The following is a 19,703-nucleotide window of genomic DNA, read 5'->3' as shown; positions in this document are numbered from 1 at the left end:
CTACGAGGTTTGACTTTCACATTTTTACAATGTGAGTTGTGGTTCTTATTTGTGTATCCTTGACCTTCTTTTTATATGATAGCGATAGCTTCAGAAATACTTATTATCGTCCCTGTTTTGACAATCAAAAAACTCACCCAAACCTAATTGCACTAAAATAATTTTTAATTGCACAATAAAACGTTTCATTCAAATATTAGATCAAGCCTAAAATTTGTGCTTATTTCTTTTTTAAAAAAAGTACATCGAAGATATTGCGGTAAAAAACAAACCACCTACATTGAAAAAACAGGTCAAATGTGCCTTTGAATAAATGCAGCTATGTTTTTAAATGATTTTTGAGAAGCTAAGGAATTGGGGTTGTAAAGCTGCCAAGCATGTAATTCGTTTTGGTATTTCTCAAGTGTAACATTTACTCCTGATGCCTTGGCTTTCTCAACAAAGTCTTCACATTGAAATACCAAAGCCTCAGTAGTACTCACTTGTATAAGCATTGGGGGCAAACCAGCCAAGTTTCCATAAAAGGGTGATATAAGTGGGTTGCTTGGTGAATGATGGGTATAATACAACTTCAAAAGCGGGATTATTTCATCTATATCTGCTATAATAGGGTCTTGTCCCTGTATTCTTTCAATGTTATCCTGCAACGTACCCAAAGTAATATCTACAGCAGGAGATAACCCAACATAAGCCGCAGGTAAAGAAACCTGCTCTTCTTTTAGTTTTAGTAATAGAGCCAAGCCTTGTTGCCCACCTGCTGAGTCGCCCATTACTATAATATCTTTGGGCGAATACTTATGTAGCAATTCTTTATAAACTTGCAAAATGTCTTGAAAGCCTTTCGGAAAAGGATGCTCTGGTGCTAAACTAAACTCTAAAAACAATGCTTGAACTCCTGCTTGGTGGGCTATGTGGGTAACTACATTCTTGTGGCTTTCGATAGAACCCATCACATTTGACCCTCCATGCAAATAAAAAATTACTTGCCGAGCAGTAGTTTGTGCTGTTTTTATCCAATAACAAGGTACTTCTCCAAACATTTCTTTCTCAATAGTTACCGGAATATCACAAATATGTTGGCTACATTGTTTAATCAGGTTACTCCTCAAATTACAAATTACTTTTTCAGAAATCATATACTTTAATTTGCGTATTTTAAACTATAACATTCCAGCTATCTTATCTTTTACGTTTTTGCCAAACAGAACGAAGTAATTTATACATCACCACTGTTCTCTCTAATGTATACTGATTTTCAACCTCTACAAAGCCCAATTTTTGTAAGTTTTTTGCAGATGCTACATTATTTAAATGACAATAGCCCAAGATCATATTGTTATTACTTTGCGAAAAAACATAATCGTACATACAAGCCGCGCTTTCAAAACCATAACCTTGCCTCCAGTAACGTGGCTTAACAGAGCCTGCACTCTCTACATAGTATTGCCCCCTAAACCTAGTAAGCTTAAAACCTCTGGTACCTATCAACCTGTTGCTTCGTTTATGAATCATTGCCAACTGCCCATACTCATTTTTTTCGTAACGCTCTATTTGTGTTGTTATCCAAGCTTTTGCCATTACCTTAGGCGTACGGTTCAAGTTGATACCCAAATACTTGAGACTGTCATTATTATAGTAAAACTCTAGCCAGTCATCTGCGTCTGCCAAGGTAAGTCTTCTGAAAGTCAACCGTTCAGAAGCAAGGCCTTCATAATAATTCTTTAAATTCATCTATTACAACCGTTAGCCGCCTACCAACATACTTATGTCTTTCAAATATCCTTGAGCTTCCATCCACTCGTCGTTTAATATTTTGCCAATATACCGACTGGCATGATCGTGAAACAAAACCACTACTACATCAGAAGGCTTCAGTTGTTTTTTTAGCTGAAGTAAGCCAGCTATTGCAGCACCAGCCGAATTGCCTGCCAAAATGGCTTCTTTTTGAAGAATGGCTCGCGTCATCAATGCAGCATCTTGACAAGAAACTTTCTCCAGATGGTCTATAATTTCAAAATCCATATTGGCTGGCACCATATCTTGTCCAATGCCTTCGGTTGTATACCCATAGCTTTGACTAACATCTACTTTACCAGTTTCATGAACACTCTTCAAAACCGACCCATAAGGTTCTACTCCCCAAATTTTCACCTGCGGATTTTGCTCTTTAAGGTACCGACCAATTCCTGAGATAGTGCCTCCTGTGCCTACTCCCACAATAAAATGCGTAACTCTCCCTTGGGTTTGTTGCCATATTTCGGGTCCAGTACTTTGGTAATGTGCCAGAGTATTAGAAGGATTATCGTATTGATTACACCAAAAAGAATTGGGCGTTTTATGATACAACTGCCGAGCAACTGAATAATAGGATTCCGGATGATCGGGATGTACGTTGCTTGGACAAATAATGACCGTGGCTCCCAGTGCCCTCAATAAATCTATTTTTTCTTTAGATTGCTTACTGGTAGCAGTGAAGATGCATCGATAGCCTTTGACTACTGCCGCAATTGCCAGTCCCATGCCAGTGTTGCCTGAGGTACACTCTATGATTACTCCTCCTGGCTTTAGCTCTCCCCTAGCCTCTGCATCCTCCACCATTTTCAATGCCATACGATCTTTTACACTGTTGCCAGGATTCGTAGTTTCTATCTTTGCCAAAACTGTGGCATCAATGTCTTTTACAACTTGATTTAACCTAATAAGTGGGGTATTGCCTATAGTCTCCAATACATTTTTGTAATAGTGCATGCTATAAAAATAAAAGTTTTTTAATGATACTAATTGCATTGTGTGTGTCATCACTAAAAACCTAAGCTGGTTGAATAACAATAAGCTTCATTTGAAAAATAACAGTGTTATATTAAGTCACCTAAGATATGACAATCCTATTGCTACCACAAAAGCATTTGTTCATTTTAATATTACATTTCTTTCAAACTTTTGTCGACGTATGCTTGCCATTGATAGTAAAAAAAGTGCTATCAATCTAAAAGCCATAACCTGTTTGGACAAAACGAGTATATAGAATTGCATAGCTGGTTGAAGGATCTTGGGAGTTAGCGACACTTGTGTGGCTTCTCTCAAGTTTTTTTTTGCTTTTTTTTAAAAAGGTAAAACCGTTTCGAAAGTTTTCAAAACGGTTTTTGTGCTAACCAATAGAAGATTAGCTGGGTATTATGGTTTATCGAGTTAAAGCAGTTGTATCAGTTTTTTATAGTACATTCATTATGCTATAAAAATGATAAGCACACTAAAAGTGTACTTATCAATACACTACGCTTTATTTGTACACTACTTTTTTTATTGTTACCTGCCCATTAGAGATATATTTCACCAAATAAATTCCCTTAGGACGCTTTGTTAAATCAACCGCGATTCTTTCCCCATTTCTCACGAGTTTTCTTAACACCAATGTACCTAACATAGTATACACCTCCAGTGATTGCCGCGCCTTATCAGCTCTGGTAGTTGTTACCACAGGTACTGCTATAGTAAAACTACCTCCAGTAGGGTTAGGGTACAATGACAACTCAGTGTTATCAATATCAGTGGTTGTGGCTGGCGCAAGTTGCCTTTTTACCAATTGGTTAGTAGTAGATGGCGCCATATCGTTACTACATGGGGCAATCACTAGCGTAGCATTGCTACCAGATTGAGCGAAAAACCCTGGTACAAGCAAAATAGCACTACCTGCCTGGTAATTTGCTACACCTCCGTTAAAAATTGTATTACTCGCCGTAATTGTATTACCTGCTTCTTGGGCATCGTTTTGCCCATTCAACACATTTTGAGTAATCACCAAGTCAGGCGTGCAATCAGTACAAGCGTCTACACAAGCTGCATTATTAATCATATTTTGCATCACGGCAGTGGGCTGGGCACCAAAACCCAGGTTGAAATCAATGCCCACACTGGTACGGTCGCAATAACTCATAATGGTGCCACCACCAGGTGGTAAACCCGGTACTGCACAACCTCCTTCGGTAAAACCAGCGCAACCATCAATGGCAGTATTGTTTCCGTTCCATACACAAGCATGGGTATGACGCGAGCCTAAATTATGCCCCATTTCATGGGTGACAACCTTCACCTGACGCGAAAAAGTAGGCACAGCTACAAATGCAGGGAATAAAACAGTGTGTGAGTGTGGACTTAAATTGCTATCTCCTGTCACACACAAACCACCAATTCCATTGGCTCTTCCTCCTGCATTTGAGAGATTGTTAGGGTTGTTGTCGCCATTTACGAACGATAACAAATGAGCCAAATCTCCATTGAATGTAGGACGGGCTGCTACAAAGTTGGTCAAACCAGTACTTATACTAGAGCTGTAACTATCGGCCACGTCCCATACAAATATTTCAGAAATTTCTATGTTGATTCCATCATTATCGTACAAAGTAGCCACCTCGTTGAACATTCCAGTAACAAAATTCTCTACATTTGCTACACTATTGCTTAGGTTTTGGTAAATACCAAAGTCGGTTTCAAAGTATACTTTTAGACATTTACCAGCAGATTTTACTCTGGCAGAAGCATTTTTGTTCAATCCAGAATAAATCTCGTCCAACATTTCATTTTGCTTGTCAGATACTGTCTCACACCCTAAGTCAGTAGTGTTGGTTTCAAATGCATCATCGTGGAACAAGGCGTGGTAATCTTGCCCTTTTAACTTAGCAATATTAATGGTTTTACTCCCTTCTATTGAGACAAACCCCATGACTTCTTCTCCAAAAACACTGAGTGCTACCAAACTTGAACCTTCTTTGCCTTGTACCACACCACGGTAGTGTACTTGCTTGGCGCTGGCTCGTTTAGGGTAAGTCTTGCCCGAAGCAGTTGTTACCTTATAGCTCATAAATGTTTCGGGTACTTTTTTAAGTTCGAGGGTCATTGCTGCACTTTGGGCAGATGCGGGAATCTCTAATGCTATATAAGCTGCCGCATTATTGATTACTTGCTCAGAGATACTTTTGTTAAAACTAAAGTAACGGGCATTTTTTAAGGATGTACGCAAATTTTTACCTGCGTTACTGGTTGCTGTAAACAAACCTGTAACCTTATCAAAAGCTCTATTTTCAGCTTTCGCTTCGGCTATTCTTTGCCCGTAGGCGTGGGGGCTTTGGCTATATGTTGTATGGGCTAAGCCCCACAACATCAGACTTATGCCTATATAAAATAAGACTTTATGCTTCATGATTTTCCATTTTTAATTTGTGTATTATACTATTTCACACCATTACAATGGTCAGAAAAAGACATGTTGATCTATTTCTGAATCTTAGCTTTTAAAGCCTTGTTTTCTTTTTTAAGGCGCTCTACTTCCTTCTTCATAGAAATCATATAAAGCGTCAATTCTTCAATTTTACGCAAAAGAGTTGCGTTCATTTCCCCTACAAAGATCCCGTTTTTCTCGACCTGCTTGGCAGAAGGAACATCAGGTAAGTGTCCATTTTTCTCGATATAAGCCTCTACTTCGTTCAAAGGACGCAACTTATACCCTTTTTCAAACACATAGTCTGCCCACCCTGTATATACTTTTACTTCGCTGGCACGTACTCGCCCGTTTACTGAAAGGGTGTAGTTGGTAGAACCATCGCTCAATTTATTGGTGTTGATGCCTACACCGTTGGTAGCAAAGTCGCCATAAATCAATGGAATAGTAGTACTTGAATTGTCTATGTATAGTTTGTTAGACCCTGTTTCGTTGTACCCAGCAAAGTACCCAATAAACACATTGCGAGAACCAGCAGCATTTTTATAACCAGCACGGGCGCCTAACAAAGTATTGCCAAACCCGGTAGTATTGGTATAACCTGTAGCCTCACCCAAGTATGCGTTGTAACGCCCTGTAGTGTTTTTGTAACCACTTTGTTGCCCCACAAAAGCATTGCGGTAACCAGTAGTATTTGAATAAGCCGATTGAAAACCCATGGCCACATTGCTGTAGCCTGTAGTGTTGGTGTAGCCACTCATGTAACCAAATAATGAATTTGAATGCCCGGTGGTGTTAAAACGTGCGGTACGATAACCCAAAGCAGCATTATTGCTTCCAGTAGTATTGCGGTTTCCACTCCAGTGTCCTATATAAGTATTATTGTTTCCAGTAGTATTGATATACCCTGAAGCTTGCCCTAAAAAGGTATTATATACACCTGTAGTATTATTGTATCCACTAGAGGCTCCTATAAAAGTATTAGAGGCTCCTGTAGATGAGGTACCTGCTCTGTAACCAAAGTAACTAGAGTTAGACCCTCCTGTACCAGAAGAGTTACCATAATTAGTGGTGGTTTGTGCCCATGTCAATTGACCAATCAGGCAGAAAACTGCAAGTAAAGTAAATCGTAAATTCTTCATAATAATGTAAGATTGATTATTAGTTATTAATGTGTAATTATATGTATTTGCTTGTTTGTTTGCGGTAAAGGCATAGCAGTGCCATAGTTGTTAGCGAACGACTTTTTGAGTCGAGTCAAAACATACGTCTCCTGTGTTTTTGAACAAATGGTTATTTCTTCAAAAAATAGGACTACTTCCAACAAGTGTTGTTTATAAGATTACCTTAGAAATGTTTGTTTGGTAAAAGTAAAATAGATACAATGGTAGCATAAACCACCAATTGGTATGGGCAGTTTTTGGGCTGCCTGGTGAGGGTATAATGTTTTCATATGTGTAATTAAGATGTTAGGTAGTTAGGTTGTTTTCTAATTTTGGGCGTAATCTACGATTTATTGATTAGATCTCCAATGAACTATTAAAAATCAAGTACTTTTTTACCCAATATTACTCATTATTACCCAATAAAAAGTGGCTATATAAAAAAACAGCCATTATGTGCAGTATTTATCTTGCAAATGGCTGTTTTGATATATGTAATAAATCGCTGAGATAACGACCTAAAGTAGTTTATGCATCGGCGCTTGCTTTGGGAGCGCCTGCCATAATTTCTTCGTTGGCAAAATCGGCATATTGGGCAAAGTTTTTAACAAACTCGCCGGCCAGGTGGTTTGCTTTAGCATCATACGCTTCTTTGTCTTCCCAGGTATTACGAGGGCTTAATACTTCATCTGGTACGTTGGGGCAAGTAGTTGGCATACTCACACCAAAAATATTGTGTTGCACATATTCTACATTATCCAACTCGCCGTTTAAGGCCGCAGTGATCATGGCACGGGTATAAGGCAACTTCATACGAGAACCCACGCCAAATGGTCCGCCAGTCCAACCAGTATTAATTAACCATACATTTACATTTTGCTCTTTCATTTTTTTACCTAACATTTCAGCATATTTGGTAGGATGCAATGGCAAAAATGCAGCACCAAAACAAGCAGAAAACGAAGGTACAGGGTCTTTGATGCCCACTTCAGTACCTGCTACTTTGGCTGTATAGCCAGAGATAAAGTGATACATTGCCTGTCCTGGAGTTAGTTTGGACACAGGAGGCAATACACCAAATGCATCAGCCGTAAGGAAGAAAATATTTTTTGGAGGCTCAGCAATAGACTGAGGCAAAGCATTGTCTATATGATGAATAGGATAAGATGTACGGGTATTTTGTGTAACACTCGCATCTTCATAGTTTACACTGCGGGAACCTTCCTGAAAACGGGTGTTTTCTACAATAGCTCCAAAGCGAATAGCATCATAAATTTGAGGCTCTTTTTCACGGGTAAGGTCAATTACTTTTGCATAACACCCACCTTCAAAGTTAAACACTTTATCATCAGACCATCCGTGCTCATCATCACCAATCAAACCACGGTTGGGGTCAGCCGAAAGCGTAGTTTTGCCAGTGCCTGAAAGTCCAAAGAATACCGCAGTATCGCCTTTTTCGCCTACATTGGCAGAGCAGTGCATAGACAACACATCTTCTTCATGTGGCAAGGTATAATTCAATACAGAGAAAATACCCTTTTTCATTTCACCAGCGTAACCAGTGCCACCAATCAAAATCATGCGCTTGGTAAAGTTAACAATGGTGAAGTTTTCCTGACGCGTACCATCTTTGGCAGGGTTTGCCTTAAACTCAGGAATGTTGATAATGGTAAAGTTGGGCTGAAAGTTTTTATACTCTTCTTCGGTGGGGCGCAAAAACATGTTGTAACAAAACATGTTATGCCATGCCTGAGTATTTACTACGCGCACATTTAAACGATATTTTGGGTGTGCACCAGCGTGCATATCACGCACATACACCTTTTTGTCTGCTAAAAAAGCCACCATTTTTTGATGAAGCGCATCAAAGTTTTCGCTTGAAATAGGAAAGTTAATGTCTCCCCACCAAACGGTGTCTTGAGTTTTTTCATCTTTTACAGTAAACTTGTCTTGAGGTGAACGTCCCGTAAATTCGCCAGTATCAGCCATCAAAGCTCCTGTATCGGTAATTGTACCCTCGCCGTTCTTTACAGCTTCTTCTGTCAGCTCTGCGGGAGATAAATTCCAGTGTGCTTCTTTTACCTGTTTTATACCTAAATCCTCGAGTCCACTTTTAGATGATTTCAATCCAAACTCTTGCATTATATTATCAATTTTTTTGAAAACGATGTGAGAAACCGTAAAATTAAGAAATTATTACCATCCCCTAAATTTGTTTGTTTATTTTTTGAGTTTTCCTACCTATTTTAATTCATTGAATAGTATCTAAAATACAAATGTTGATCATTCACTTTTTGCCCTGTCACAAGGTAAACACTCGCTCAGATCACTATCCCGATAAAGTAGTGTATACAATTATATTATCGCCAAATAACGCTCTAAAAAGGGTTTTTAACTATTGAGAGCTCCCCGTTATGCTTCACTAGATAGTAGCAGTCAAAGCACTGTTTTGACTATTTACAGGTTTACTTTAAATAATACCAAGCTTATTTATATATTTTCGCAAAATTTTGCCAAGTTCACAATTATTTTAACCTTTCCTGTTTTATTTTTCTATTGGACATTACCAATACTTGCGGCATGCCTGTAATTGTTTCCATATACCCAATACTAATCTCTCAGCACCTCATACCACTATTATTCGTGTTTTTCAGCCCAATTACTTACATACATCAATTGTTGTATTTTATATATTTTTTGATATTGCTGAAAGTTAAAGCCTACAGGTAGCCTTTATTTTTTATAAACTTTCCAATATATTTGTGGGATTTTCAAATTTGGAATCAATATAACTATTCTGGCATACTTGTAATGGTGCCATAAAATATACAGGTTAAGTAAAAAATCATGAGTAAATCTGCAGATAAAGCGTTTTTGGGACATCCGGTAGGGTTGGCTGTACTCTTCTTTACCGAGATGTGGGAGCGGTTCAGTTATTATGGAATGCGTGCAATTTTAGTTCTTTTTATTATTGCACCAGTTGAAAAAGGCGGCTTGGGTTGGTCTAATGTTGATGCACTTGCCCTATATGGTTGGTATACGATGATGGTGTACGTAATGGGAATTCCTGGGGGTATTATTGCCGACCGATGGCTGGGGCAAAAGAAAACTGTGCTCATTGGGGGATTGATTCTTTGCGCTGGACACGGGGTTCTTGCGATCCAAAATATTACCGCTTTTTATGCAGGCTTGGTACTCATAGTTATAGGTGTTGGTGGTTTAAAGCCTAACATTTCTACCATTGTAGGTGGGCTATACAAAGCTGGTGACCCACGTCGTGACCGAGGTTTTACATTGTTTTATATAGGCATCAACCTAGGGGCATTCCTTTCTTCGCTGATTGTACCTTTAGTAGCCAGCGAATATGGTTGGCATTATGGTTTTGGTTTGGCAGGCATAGGCATGTTGTTTGGGCAAATACTATTTGTATGGGGACAAAAATATCTAAAAGGAGTTGGTGATTACAAACCACCCGTAAAAGTAGAAGGTTCAAACCGTAACCAACCATTGACCAAGGTAGAGAAAGACCGTTTAGTGGTGTTATTCCTATCATTTATCATTATTATAGTATTCTGGGGTGCTTTTGAGCAAGCAGGTGGCTTAATGAATATTTATGCTCAAAACAAAATTGACCGGATGTTTTTTGGCTGGGAAATACCTGCTGGTGTATTTCAGGCTGCCAATTCATTCTTTATCATTACATTGGGAGTAGCAGTTGCCAGCTTTTGGGCAACCCGCCAACGCAAGGGCAAAGAATCGTCTTCATTGTTTAAAATGGCCATAGGAACCATTATCATGGGATTTGGCTTTTTTGCAATGGCAGCTGCTTCAGTACAAGCTGGTCAGGAACCATTTGGTAAAGGCGCCATGATTTGGTTAATTCTGGCATATTTACTTCATACCGTTGGAGAGTTGTCATCTTCTCCTGTATCTCTATCATTTATTACCAAACTTGCCCCAGCACGCTACGCTTCTATCATGATGGGGGTTTATTTTGCTTCTACAGGCTTTGGTAATAAGCTGGCCGGCTTGGTAGGTGAAGCCTCACAGGTAAAACCCATCAATATTGAATTAAAGGCATCACCCAGTGAGCTAAAACCTTACACTCGTATTACTGAATCGCTTGCAAAGGACAAAAATATCAACTTTAAGGGGCAAGTATACATGGAAAACAACCAGGTTGTGATGAAAAACCTTGAAGACAACAAAAAAGAGATTACTCCCCTCTTTGAGTTGGATAAAGAGAGTACAAATCGCCTGCGTGAAACCTTGAAAGAAGAAGAGGTAACCGCTAAAGAACCCATGCACTTTAAGATTAGTTTGTCGAAAAAAGACAAAGTAAAAGAGAGTGAATCACCTAAAGGCGATGGAAAAAATTATGAAGGCACAGTAATAATAGATGAGGTGCAAAATGCACTGGAGCTAAAAACCTTCCTGTACATCACTATATTTACTACCGTGTTTGGCTTATTGTTGATTATCTTCCTGAAAAAACTGAAGGCTTTGACCCACGGTGTAGAAGAAGAAGAAGCAAATCAAGCAAGAAAAAATGCTGACGAAAAAGAAATGTAACCTAGAAAATATAGATTTACTAATAAAAAAAGAGACCAGCAATTGGTCTCTTTTTTTATTAGGTACTTTTTTCAATAGTCCATAGTATTTAGTCGATAGTCCATAGCTGATTCGAGTAAATGTTTACCTTATTAAATGCTGTAAACCAGTGTTTTATATTAAGATTGCTTACTCACTTTATTTTTAAAAGCGTTTCGGTTTTAAGCCTAAACATCCAATTAAATAGTTTTTAAATCCATAAATAACTGATAACCAGCAACCAACTTTGACGAAAATCACTGCGGAGTATTGTTTTTAGAAAAGCATAAAAAAACAGAGAGCTAATACTAACCCTCTGATAAACAAGCTATTAATAATAAATATTCTCTAGTATGTTTTGCGCCCTTCAAACAAAACTAATCACATCTATGATACCTCTGTTTTTGATTTAAGCAGTTTTATTTGCTCTATCAAAGTATTGTTTTCGTTTTTCTGAGCAGAAATTGTTTCATCTTTAGCTGTGATCACAATTTCTTTGTTGCTGATATCTTTTTCCAGCATTCTAACCATCTCTTCCAGCCTTTTTACTTCTTTTTCGTTGTCGTCAGTAAATTCATCACTTTCGGGTAAAAGCATATTACCTTTACCAAAAAAAATATACAGAGGATTTACTTTAAAAGTGTGAAACAACTTATTAAGAAAGGTGATAGAGGTTTCTCTACGTCCGTTGAGTACTGCATTGAGCGTTTGTACGTGTTCATTCATCTGACGGGCAAACTCGCTCTTGTTTCTGTAGACCGGATTGATTTCCGCCAAATGATTATATACTTCAATAAACCGCAGCGTGATGTCTTTTTGACCAGAATCTTTCCCCATAGTTAAGCATTTCGTTTTTAAAAACTTTGATTATTATAAACATTTAGTTTAGATTTGTAATCATAACTATATACCATAGGGTAAAAACCTAAGATACACTTGTAAAAGATTACAATGCATAGAGATTGCTTATCGTGATGATAATACCTAAAGCAAAAAGTTTATAGACTTACACAGAACCTCGAAGGATTAGGCTAATGAGGAATGAACGCCATTTGCCTATACTAAAGAGGTTGATTTGGGATTGGGTTGTTAAAGAGTTGCACAGCAAAACCACCGGAAGTTTTAAAAAAGGGCAGAGCTTAATTCATTTTATGAACCTTTCAATAAGCTTTACCTGAGAGCTTCGAGCCCTTTTACTATGTTGCAAATAGTAAAGGGGTGGTGGTATTTTTTGAGTCAAAAACTCTAAAAACCTAATCAATTTCTAAATTAGGTAATTGTACTGAGTTTGCAAAAAAAGCTCTCACAATTTGCTTATAAGAAAAGCCCTTACTCAAGATGAATAGTTAATTTTATAAACAAACCCTGACAGGGTATAAAAATACCCCACAAAAAGCTTTGTGAGGTAGCAAAAAATCATCTTGGATGATTCCTTTTAATTATAAAAAAATATCGCTGACAGATTGAAGAGCGTGAGCGGTTAATTATATGACAAGCAATGATTTAACTTGGTTCATTTTTCTCTTCTTTCTGTTTTTTTTCTTGTTCAGCTTTCTCTTTTTTATGTTGTATCTGCTCTTCTTCTGCTTTATCGTACGCCTTGATAATATTTCTTACCAATTTGTGACGCACCACATCCGAAGCATCTAATTTTACAAACCCTATTCCCTTGACATCTCGCAAAATACTAATGGCTTCTATCAATCCTGACTTTTGCTTTTTAGGCAAGTCAACCTGCGAACGATCTCCGGTGATAATCACCTTGGAGTGAGGCCCCATACGTGTCAAAAACATTTTGATTTGCATGGGGGTAGTATTTTGGGCTTCATCTAACAAGATAAAAGCATTGTTAAGGGTACGCCCTCGCATATAAGCTAGAGGAGCAATCTCAACAATTCTATTTTCCTGGTAATACTTTAGTTTTTCTGACGGAATCATGTCGTCCAACGCATCATAAATGGGGCGCAGATAAGGGTCTACCTTGTCTTTGAGGTCACCCGGCAAAAAACCCAGGTTTTCACCCGCTTCTACCGCAGGGCGGGTAATAATGATCTTTTTTACATCCTTGTTTTTCAGCGCTTTTACTGCCAAAGCTACCGAAATATATGTTTTTCCGGTTCCAGCAGGACCAATGGCAAAAACCAGGTCATTGTCTTCAGCACTTTTCACCAATTCGCTTTGATGGGCAGTTTTTGGCTTAATTGCCACCCCTTTGGTGCCATAGATCAATACTGGCTCGCCTCCATCGTCTTGTTTGGGTGCTTGGGTATCTTCTCGCTGAAGATAAGTAGTAACGTTGTCGGTAGTTACTTTACCGTATTTGTGATAGTGTGCAAGCAGAGAGTTAATTATTTCATTGATTTTGATAATTTCAGGGGTGGTACCCTGAATACGAAGTTCGCTGCCTCTCGAAACGATTTTGCTTTTGGGAAAAGCAGCAGCCACTTCTTTGATGTTGTTGTTTTCTATGCCTAGAAAATCAACTAAAGATACATCTTCTAATTGGATTACTTTTTCTACCAAATGAATAAATTTAAGTGAGACATATTGATGTTTGGTTAAGTAAGTAATCATACCAAAATAATTTACTCCATTGAACTACACATCTTGCTGGTGGGTTTTAAAATCACCCTTCAACAAGATTTTTGTTAAAATCGGTATACCTTATTTTTTAATAATTACTAATTGCCCAAAATCTAGCAAAGTTTAAGCGAAAAACAAAAGGTTTCCTTAAACTCTATCTTATAAGACTCCCTACTACAAGGTTTTGTTGCTATTACTACCAAGTTATTCAAACAGAGAGAATCCTTTGATGAGTTTTTACTCAAAACCTGTTTTTGATAAATAATTAACATTTCGTTATCAAAAATTAACCTTAAAAATTCCTAATTTATCATCTCAGGCAAATAAGTAAGGCGTATACATTGATAAACTAACTCCTTCATGGATAAAAACTTTTACTACTACAGTTGGTGGCTACTATTGTTACCTATATTGGTACAAGCCCAAGCTCCCCAAAAAGATAACTACCAATTGCTGGCACGCAAAACCAGCAAAAAAATAACCCCTGACGGGAAACTCAATGAAGCAATATGGCAAACTGCACAAAAAGCCCGTGATTTTTACCAAAAATTCCCTTTTGACACCTCTTATGCCAAGGCAAAAACCGAGGTAATGGTGGCTTATGATGATCAGTTTTTTTATGTAGCCTTTGTCTGTGAAAACAAACAGCCGGGCGACTTTGTGGTAGAGTCGCTCAGGCGTGACTTCAATGGCGGGCGAAACGATTTTGTCACTTTTTATTTAGACCCTTTCGGAGATGGCACCAATGGGTTTACTTTTGGTATCACCCCACTAGGGGTAAAACGTGAAGCATTGATTACCAATGGAGAGGATTTAGACTCGTCATGGGACAATAAGTGGTATTCGGGAGTAAAACGCTATCCAGACAAGTGGATAGCAGAAATGGCGATTCCTTTCAAAACTTTGCGCTATAAAAGTGGAACAAGCCCCTGGAAAATAAACTTTGCCCGACTAGACTATAAAACCAATGAGCAATCGTCGTGGGTGCCCATACCTCGCAACTATAGGCTGACCTCGCTGGCGTTTACAGGCACCATCAATTGGGAAAGCCCCTTACCCAAATCGGGGGCTAATGTCGTATTGATTCCTTACATAACGGGTGGTTTTGTCAAAGAATTTGAACCTGATAACACGCCAGTGGCTTATACCCGTAATGCTGGTATGGACGCCAAGGTAGCCATTACTTCATCATTGAACCTTGACTTGACATTTAATCCTGATTTTTCGCAAGTAGAAGTAGACCAACAAGTGACCAACTTGAGCAGGTTTGAGCTATTCTTTCCTGAAAGGAGGCAGTTTTTTATAGAGAATAGTGATTTATTTTCCCGGTTTGGCTTTGGGCGAATGCGTCCGTTTTTTTCCAGAAGGATTGGTATTCAGACCGATACCGCGACTGGCGAAACGGTACAAGTACCCATTTTGTATGGCGCAAGGCTTAGCGGCAAGCTTAACCGCAACTGGCGGGTGGGATTACTCAATATGCAAACCGACCGTGATAGGGCGCGTAATTTACCTTCTAGTAACTATACAGTGGCAGTATTACAACGCAAGGTGTTTGCCCGCTCAAATGTAGGGTTGATATTTGTAAATCAACAAACTACCTCCGACTCGACCAATGATTATAGTTGGGGTATTAACGACTATGACCGGGTGATGGGTTTTGATTATAATATGGCATCGAAGGATAATAAATGGAATGGAAAGGTTTTATACCAACACCAGTTTACCCCTGAACAAAAAGCAGAGCCCTTTGCTCATGGCTCTGAGATTGGTTATAATACGCCTGAATGGAGGTTTTATTTCAGCCATGAAAGCGTAGGACGAGACTATGCACCCAGAGTAGGTTTTGCTCCTCGTCCGGGGTATTTTATGGTAGAAGGAAGCCTTAACCGGAGGTTTTACCCTACTATGGAAAAGCCCCTGGTAAACAACCACGGACCAGGGGTGTATGGCAATGTGTTTTGGGATATGGACTTTAATGTAACAGATAGGTTTGTAGAACTTCAATACATTATTAACTTTCAAGACAGGAGTAGTCTGGAGTTTTATCAAGGAAATTGGTATACCCGCCTTTTTGATGATTTTGATCCAACCAATACTGACGGAATACCTTTATTGGCTGGCACCGAGTACTTCTACTCCAACGTATTTGCCTTTTATAACTCCAACCCTGTCAAGCTGTTTAATATAAACGTGGGTGCTGGGTATTTTTTCAAGTATTTTAATGGCAGGCGTACTCGACTCACTGGTGAGGTAAGTTACCGGTTTCAACCTTATGGACGCATTGCCATAAGGGCTGACTATAACCAAATTACCTTACCTGCTCCTTACAATAGTGTAGATTTGCTCTTGTTGGCGCCTCGCTTCGAGTTTTCGTTTACCCGAAAATTGTTCTTTACAGTGTTTACCCAATACAACACTCAAACCAACCTGGTGAATGTAAACGCCCGTTTTCAGTGGAGGTTTAAGCCAGTGTCTGACTTGTTTATTGTGTATACTGACAATTATTTTTCGGATAATTTGCAGCCTATAGGACGCTCTTTGGTGGTAAAACTTACTTATTGGTTGAATTTGTAAATACATTAACTTATAAATGAGCATACTATACATTTATTCATCGAATGTGTAACAGAGCCCACTTACAGCACCAATATGTATCGGTCTCTAAGGACTTGTAACTTAAGGCGTCCCTATTGAGGGTTCTAAATAGCGTTAATTATTAATATCTGTAACTTTACTCTAATGGCAAGACTTTATAGGGTGTTGCCATTTTTTTGTTAACCTAATCTTAGAAAAACTACCAATCATGGACTACAAAAAAGCCACGTACTAATCAAAATAATGTTTAGTTTTGTCGAAACCTGGGGAATTAGTTAACCCCAGGACAAGTTTGGTAGTTGTATAGCAGCAACAACCAAAGAATAGTCAACAAGAGAAAAGAGTTGAATTATGAGTTCAAATAACTATCAATTAAAGGTAAAAGAAGTAGTCAACGAAACCAAAGATGCAGTAACCGTGGTGTTTGAAAACCCAGCGGAGGGAGCTTTGACTTATAAACCAGGGCAGTTTTTGACCTTGATTTTTTCGCTGGAGGGCGAGTCGGTTCGTCGTGCTTATTCGTTGTGCAGTGCACCTGGCATAGATGTTCAACCTGCTGTAACCGTAAAACGAGTGGAGGGTGGAAAGGTTTCTAATCATATAAACGACCACATAAAAGCAGGTGATACTATAGAGGTAATGGCACCTGCTGGAGTATTTACTGCTGACGTTAACAAAAAAAACAAACGTCATGTAGTATTATTTGCTGGCGGTAGTGGAATTACTCCTATGATGTCGATCATGCAAACAGTACTCAATACCGAATCAAGCGCGGTGGTGTCTTTGGTATATGCCAATCGCGATGAGGAGTCTATTATTTTTAAAGACAAAATTGATGGGCTAAAAGCCAAATATGGCAAACAGTTGAACATAGTACACGTACTAGAAAACCCTCCCGCCGGATGGAGTGGACATTCGGGTAGACTTACACCCGATTTGGTGCAAACCATCTTAAAAAGTTTACCCAAAAAACTATTCAAGCCTCGTGAGTATTTTATGTGTGGTCCTGCCGGAATGATGGAACAAATAGAGGTAGCCTTCCAAAAATACAAATTGCCTAAAGATAAACTACGCAAAGAGAGCTTTACGGCAAGCCTGGACGATGCCAAAAAGGGAGCAGCCAATGACGTAGAGGGCATTGTAGAACGCGAGGTTACCATTATTTATGGAGGCGATGAACACAAAGTTACGGTCAAGCCCAGTGAATCAATTCTGGATGCGGCACTGGACGCCAACATAGACTTACCCTTTTCTTGCCAAAGCGGTATTTGTACGTCTTGTATGGGGCGTTGTACTTCGGGTAAGGTGTATATGGACGAAGAGGACTCTCTATCGCCTAAAGAAATTGAACAAGGGCATGTGCTTACTTGTGTGGGGCATCCGCTTACTGCTGATGTGGTGATTGAGGTTGATTAGGCTACAATTACGACTCCGATTATATACTATTTTCAAAAGCCTGACTCAAATCAATGAATCAGGCTTTTGGTGTTTATTGGGCTTGTAATGTATCGTGCATTTCAAACTCATTGAGCAAACATTGCAAATCGAAAATGGTGGTTTGCAAATAGTTTTTAAGTTGTTCATTTTTTTGCTTCCGCAAATAGTCCAACGAAGCATCGGCCTTGAACACAAATGCCTCAAGCCGGGCACGTAAACTTAGGGCAAACAAGTCGAGTTGTTGGACTGGAATAAGGGCACCTTGTGCCTCTGGATTTAAATCTTTAAATTGCATACTATTAAATATTTATTATTTGATAAAAGCCCTTGAGGGAAGCGTTCCAAACTTAACCTCTTGGGCTATATTCTTACCATAAGAATATGTAACAAACATAGCTAAAAACCCCTCCTTTTGCAAGAAAAACTTAATTTAAATCACTGATAAACAACACATTACCTATCAACACTCGCTTGTATCAAAACCTGCCAGATAGAGTACAAGCATACCCTCTACATTTTCGCATTGCGTCAATTCGTAATTCATCTACTCTTAATTAAAAAATGTTTATTCTCCAAAGCACGCATCTACTTTACATTATTTGAGGCTGAAGTGTAAAAACTTAAGTCAGTAATGTTATATTAAGATAAATTACCTAATTAAAAACTTAGATAGTATATAACAATGAATAAAACCTTGCAATTTGAAGCACACCTTGAAAACAAGTACTGGCTCACCAGTCATATCAAAAAAGAGTTATTTGTATACTTAAGCATGAAGGGGGGTAAGGCTCCCGAAAAACAGGAGCGTATTCCTTTGAACATATCGCTGGTGGTAGACCGCAGTGGCTCTATGTCGGGCGACAAACTCAACTATGTAAAGAAAGCCGTTGACTTTGTCATAGACAATCTCAAAAGCGATGATGTGCTGTCGATAGTACAATATGACGATGAAATAGATGTGGTAGCAAGCTCGGCAAAGGTAACCAATAAAAAGGCTTTACACGAAAAAGTAAAGGGCATTCAGGCACGCAACATGACCAACCTAAGTGGTGGAATGATGGAAGGCTATGCTCAGGTAAAATCTTCCCAATCGAACGGCTATGTAAACCGGGTTTTGTTGCTGTCAGATGGTTTGGCAAATGCGGGAATTACTGCTCCAGAGCAACTACAGCAGATTGCCCAGAAGAAATTTCGCGAAGCTGGCATCGCCTTGTCTACTTTTGGGGTAGGTTCCGACTTTAACGAGGTACTGATGACCAACTTGTCGGAGTATGGAGGCGCTAATTATTATTTTATTGATATGCCTGACAAAATTCCTCAAATATTTGCCCAAGAGCTAGAGGGTTTACTCTCGGTGGTTGCCCAAAATACTACACTGGAACTAACTTTTCCTCAGAATTACCTCAAATGCGTTCAAGTATATGGCTTTCCGGCAAATATAAACCAGGACAAAGTAAGCGTGAACTTTAACGATGTGGTAGCAGAAGAAGAAAAAGCGGTATTGATTAAGTTTGAGGTAACCCGCACTCCTGACGAGCCTTTTGTCATGAAGGCACGCCTGCAATACGACGATGTGATAGACAAAATGGAACGCATTACTGATGAAGTAAACTTGCGTATAGAACCCACTACCGACGAGAATGCCTATCGTGCAGGGGTAAACGCTAAGGTACACGAGCAAACAGCTTTGTTTACAGCAAACGACTTGTTTGAACAGGCAATAAAGGTAGCCGATGGGCGTGACTTTGAAAAAGCCAAACAAATGATTGCTCAAGCAAAGGCCTCACTAGATGCTTATTTTAAATTAATGCCTCCCAGTGAGGAGTTGAAAAAACAGTATGATAGTATTGTAGCTTATGGCGAGAAACTCGACCAGATGAAGAACATGTCTAAAATGGATTATATGATGTCGCAAAAGATGAGTAGGAGCGCCAACTATATGGCACGTAAGAAGAAGTAAATATACAAATAAAACGACACAGCAAAACAGGGGTACACCATACAGGTGGCTCCTGTTTTTTTATGATGTAATTGAAAAAAGGCAAAAAAAAACTTGAGAGAAACAACACAAGTGTCGCTAACTCCCAAGATCCTTCAACCAGCTATGCAATACTATA

At 38.9% G+C, this 19,703-nt stretch carries 13 protein-coding genes; 4 read left to right on the top strand and 9 right to left on the bottom strand.

All coding sequences use genetic code 11. The annotated features are described in order from the left end of the window. Nucleotides 1–293 precede the first annotated feature (293 nt). The 6 genes from Q0954_RS22465 to pckA form a co-directional block, all read right to left on the bottom strand. Nucleotides 294–1,136 (bottom strand): alpha/beta hydrolase fold domain-containing protein, encoded by an 843-nt coding sequence (locus Q0954_RS22465; RefSeq protein ID WP_299460651.1) that lies wholly within the window; start codon nucleotides 1,134–1,136, stop codon nucleotides 294–296. Between the two features lie 43 nt (nucleotides 1,137–1,179). Beyond that, nucleotides 1,180–1,731: a GNAT family N-acetyltransferase gene (locus tag Q0954_RS22460; protein ID WP_299460649.1), complete on the bottom strand. Its 552-nt coding sequence runs from the start codon at nucleotides 1,729–1,731 to the stop codon at nucleotides 1,180–1,182. A 12-nt stretch (nucleotides 1,732–1,743) separates the two neighbouring features. After that, on the bottom strand, nucleotides 1,744–2,748 hold the full coding sequence (locus Q0954_RS22455; RefSeq protein WP_299460647.1) for a PLP-dependent cysteine synthase family protein: 1,005 nt from the start codon (nucleotides 2,746–2,748) through the stop codon (nucleotides 1,744–1,746). A 532-nt stretch (nucleotides 2,749–3,280) separates the two neighbouring features. Next, on the bottom strand, nucleotides 3,281–5,197 hold the full coding sequence (locus Q0954_RS22450; RefSeq protein WP_299460645.1) for a zinc-dependent metalloprotease: 1,917 nt from the start codon (nucleotides 5,195–5,197) through the stop codon (nucleotides 3,281–3,283). Between the two features lie 71 nt (nucleotides 5,198–5,268). After that, nucleotides 5,269–6,357, bottom strand: coding sequence for a hypothetical protein (locus Q0954_RS22445; RefSeq protein WP_299460643.1), 1,089 nt, complete (start codon nucleotides 6,355–6,357; stop codon nucleotides 5,269–5,271). Between the two features lie 549 nt (nucleotides 6,358–6,906). Further along, nucleotides 6,907–8,520: a phosphoenolpyruvate carboxykinase (ATP) gene (gene pckA, locus Q0954_RS22440; protein WP_299460641.1), complete on the bottom strand. Its 1,614-nt coding sequence runs from the start codon at nucleotides 8,518–8,520 to the stop codon at nucleotides 6,907–6,909. 705 nt (nucleotides 8,521–9,225) lie between these two features. On the opposite strand from pckA, the gene Q0954_RS22435 reads away from it, so the two are divergent. Further along, nucleotides 9,226–10,950, top strand: a complete 1,725-nt coding sequence (locus tag Q0954_RS22435) for a peptide MFS transporter (RefSeq protein WP_299460639.1) — start codon at nucleotides 9,226–9,228, stop codon at nucleotides 10,948–10,950. Nucleotides 10,951–11,355: 405 nt separating this feature from the next. Here the strand turns inward: Q0954_RS22435 and Q0954_RS22430 are convergent, their stop codons facing one another. Beyond that, complete coding sequence (locus tag Q0954_RS22430; protein WP_002702079.1) at nucleotides 11,356–11,805, bottom strand: helix-turn-helix transcriptional regulator; 450 nt, start codon at nucleotides 11,803–11,805, stop codon at nucleotides 11,356–11,358. A 666-nt stretch (nucleotides 11,806–12,471) separates the two neighbouring features. Further along, on the bottom strand, nucleotides 12,472–13,491 hold the full coding sequence (locus Q0954_RS22425; RefSeq protein WP_299460675.1) for a PhoH family protein: 1,020 nt from the start codon (nucleotides 13,489–13,491) through the stop codon (nucleotides 12,472–12,474). 420 nt (nucleotides 13,492–13,911) lie between these two features. Here Q0954_RS22425 and Q0954_RS22420 point away from each other — a divergent pair, with 420 nt between their 5' ends. Next, nucleotides 13,912–16,128: a DUF5916 domain-containing protein gene (locus Q0954_RS22420; RefSeq protein WP_299460636.1), complete on the top strand. Its 2,217-nt coding sequence runs from the start codon at nucleotides 13,912–13,914 to the stop codon at nucleotides 16,126–16,128. 372 nt (nucleotides 16,129–16,500) lie between these two features. Further along, a complete protein-coding gene (locus Q0954_RS22415) occupies nucleotides 16,501–17,565 on the top strand; it encodes a ferredoxin--NADP reductase (RefSeq protein WP_299460634.1) in 1,065 nt (354 codons plus the stop codon). Between the two features lie 73 nt (nucleotides 17,566–17,638). On the opposite strand, the gene Q0954_RS22410 is transcribed toward Q0954_RS22415, so the two are convergent. Then, nucleotides 17,639–17,881, bottom strand: a complete 243-nt coding sequence (locus Q0954_RS22410; RefSeq protein WP_299460632.1) for a hypothetical protein — start codon at nucleotides 17,879–17,881, stop codon at nucleotides 17,639–17,641. A 387-nt stretch (nucleotides 17,882–18,268) separates the two neighbouring features. Between Q0954_RS22410 and Q0954_RS22405 the strand changes: the two genes are divergently transcribed. Further along, nucleotides 18,269–19,546: a VWA domain-containing protein gene (locus tag Q0954_RS22405; RefSeq protein ID WP_299460630.1), complete on the top strand. Its 1,278-nt coding sequence runs from the start codon at nucleotides 18,269–18,271 to the stop codon at nucleotides 19,544–19,546. The last annotated feature ends 157 nt before the right edge of the window (nucleotides 19,547–19,703 follow it).

Origin of the sequence: uncultured Microscilla sp., from assembly GCF_947493425.1 — a bacterium.
In the GTDB taxonomy this organism is placed as follows: Bacteria; Bacteroidota; Bacteroidia; order Cytophagales; family Microscillaceae; genus Microscilla.
The sequence above is the reverse complement of the archived record's forward strand: the minus strand, read 5'-3'. Positions and strand labels throughout refer to the sequence as shown.